This window comes from Bradyrhizobium sp. P2_E8 (assembly GCF_056403875.1).
In genome coordinates, this window is the sequence record NZ_JBFUES010001023.1 from 1 (window position 1) to 2,592 (window position 2,592).

Annotated in this window: 3 protein-coding genes; 1 reads left to right on the forward strand and 2 read right to left on the reverse strand. The window is 60.5% G+C overall.

Annotated features, from left to right (window positions below; all coding sequences use genetic code 11):
* A partial coding sequence (locus AC1D00_RS36045) for an aminotransferase class III-fold pyridoxal phosphate-dependent enzyme (protein ID WP_477013947.1) occupies window positions 1-358 on the reverse strand: 358 nt, incomplete at its 3' end.
* A 345-nt stretch (window positions 359-703) separates the two neighbouring features.
* Between AC1D00_RS36045 and AC1D00_RS36050 the strand changes: the two genes are divergently transcribed.
* Window positions 704-1,393 carry a haloacid dehalogenase type II gene (locus tag AC1D00_RS36050; protein ID WP_477013948.1) on the forward strand — a complete coding sequence of 230 codons (690 nt, stop codon included), beginning with the start codon at window positions 704-706 and terminating at the stop codon, window positions 1,391-1,393.
* 135 nt (window positions 1,394-1,528) lie between these two features.
* Here AC1D00_RS36050 and AC1D00_RS36055 read toward each other — a convergent pair.
* A partial coding sequence (locus tag AC1D00_RS36055; RefSeq protein WP_477013949.1) for an NAD-dependent succinate-semialdehyde dehydrogenase occupies window positions 1,529-2,592 on the reverse strand: 1,064 nt, incomplete at its 5' end.

The window sequence follows — 2,592 nt, forward strand, 5'->3', positions numbered from 1 at the left end:
CGGCATCGGAGCCACCCAAGGTGAAATAGACATGGTTCAGATCGCCAGGCGCCAATTCAGCCAGCCTGGCGGCCAACCGGATGGCCGGGTCGGAGCCCAACCMGAAATAACCCGTCGCATAAGGCAGTTCGCGGAGCTGCCTCAAAGCCGCTTCGACGATGCTGTCCTGTCCGTAACCGGCATTGACACACCACAGACCCGCAAAACCGTCCAGCAATTGACGTCCCGAGACATCGGTCAGCGTCGCGCCCTTCCCTGACTTCAGCACACGGACGCCCGTCGCCTCGTGGCTGCGATAGGATGAGACCGGGTGAATCAGATGCGCGCGATCGAGCTCAATCAGCGAGTTGCTCAACATGTCGTCCTCCAGATCAACCGCAACGCTTGTGCGGCCACCACGATGTCTTCGGAACTCAACGTAAGACGCCCGGAACAGCAGTTGCTCCCGGGCTGAACAAGGACGAAGGGCATTTTGACTATCATTGACGACCGGCGCCGCATCTTATGCGGGCATCGGGCTGCGCAAGGCATTGGCGCTCACGTCGGAGGGCGCCTTTTCGCACAACTCTCTGCCATACCTGCGATCCGATACGACACAATCTGCTCCTGGTCGCCGCGACAGCGGTGCTTTATCCGGTCGTCTGCCCACTATGATCCCTGATGTACCGGAACGCGGTGCGTGAGAGCCAAAAAGGATCGAGCCATGGCAACGTTTAGACCCAAGTACATCACCTTCGACTGTTACGGCACGCTGACCAATTTCGACATGGCCGGCGCAGCAAGGAGGGTCTACGGCTCCGAGCTCTCGTCGACGGCCATGGCAAAGCTCATCAAGGATTTTGCGGCCTATCGCCTGGACGAGGTTCTCGGCTCCTGGAAGCCGTATTTCGAGGTCGTGCACAATGCGTTGGAGCGCGCGTGCAAGCGCAACGGTATCGTATTTCGGCCGGAGCATGCCCAGCGCATCAATGAGGAGGTCCACACATGGGGTCCACATGCCGATGTCCCAGCGGGTCTCGCCAAAGTTGCTAGGGAGATTCCGCTGGTCATTCTGTCGAACTCCATGAAGAACCTCATCATGTCGAATGTGGAGAAGCTTGGCGCTCCGTTCCACATGGTCATCACGGCGGAGGAGACCGGCGCCTACAAGCCGCACATGAAGGGCTTCGAGTATATGCTCGACAAGCTGGGGTGCGGCCCGGAGGATATCACCCACGTCTCCTCCTCCTTCCGCTACGACCTGATGACCGCCTACGACCTCGGCATCAAGAGCAAGGTCTGGGTGAACCGCGGCCACGAGCCCGCGAACCCCTTCTATGAATACACCGAGGTCGCTGGCATCGACGGGCTTGCGGCGGCCGTCGGCCTGGAGCCCCTGCGCGAGAGCGCGTGAGCGCAGTTCCCTCGGGCTCTCTCGTTACGCTTCAGTTCTTCAAAAGCTTCAATCGAAGTCGGTGCGCTGTGAAGGAAAAAGGGGGCGGTTCAGCCGCCCCCTTTTCTTGTTTCAGATACTGATCCGATAGGCCGCTCAGTCCAGCCCGCCGACATGCAGCGCCTTGGTCTCGAGATATTCTTCTATCCCGAGCTGGGATCCCTCGCGTCCGAGGCCCGACTGCTTGACGCCACCGAACGGCGCAACCTCGGTCGAAATCAAGCCGGTGTTCAGGCCGACCATGCCGAACTCGAGCGCCTCGGCAACACGCCATGAGCGCTTGAGGTTTTCAGTGTAGAAATAGGCGGCAAGGCCGAAAGGAGTGCCGTTGGCGATCGCTATCGCCTCGTCCTCGGTCTCGAACCGGAAAAGCGGAGCGACCGGCCCGAAGGTCTCCTCCGAAGCGAGTAGCATCTCAGTCGTCGCGCCACCGAGCACGAGAGGCCGGGCATATTGCCGACCTTCCGGCACCATTTCACTCTGCGAGATGATCATTGCGCCCTTGTCCAGGGCGTCCACCACGTGCCGCTTGATCTTCTCGATCGCCGCGCCGTTGATCATCGGCCCGATTGCGACGCCCTCTTCGGTGCCGGCGCCGACCTTCATTTTCGCGACCTGGCTGGCGAGCTTCCGTGCAAAGGCATCGTAGATGCCTGATTGCACGAGAATGCGATTGCAGCAGACGCATGTCTGTCCGCCATTGCGGAACTTCGAAGCAATCGCGCCCTCGACGGCCCGGTCGATATCGGCATCGTCAAAGACGATGAACGGCGCATTGCCGCCGAGCTCGAGGCTGAGCCTCTTGATGTTGTCGGCGGCGCCTTTCATCAGCAAAGCACCGACGCGCGTCGATCCGGTAAACGAGATCTTGCGGACGGTTTCGTTGGCCATCAGCTCCTTGCCAATTTCCGCCGGCATGCCCGTCACGATGTTGATCACGCCCGCCGGAATTCCGGCCCGCTCAGCCAGAACAGCGATGGCGAGAGCCGAAAAAGGCGTGAATTCAGATGGCTTGATAACGACAGTGCAGCCCGCGGCAAGCGCAGGCGCCACCTTGCGCGTGATCATCGCATTTGGGAAATTCCAGGGTGTGATGATCCCGCAGACACCGACCGGCTCTTTCAGAACCAGGATGCGGCGATCGACGGCCGGTGCGGGGA

Excerpts from the sequence above, each read along its gene's own strand:
- AC1D00_RS36050 (WP_477013948.1), top strand. The coding sequence starts at position 704 with ATGGCAACGTTTAGACCCAAGTACATCACCTTCGACTGTTACGGCACG.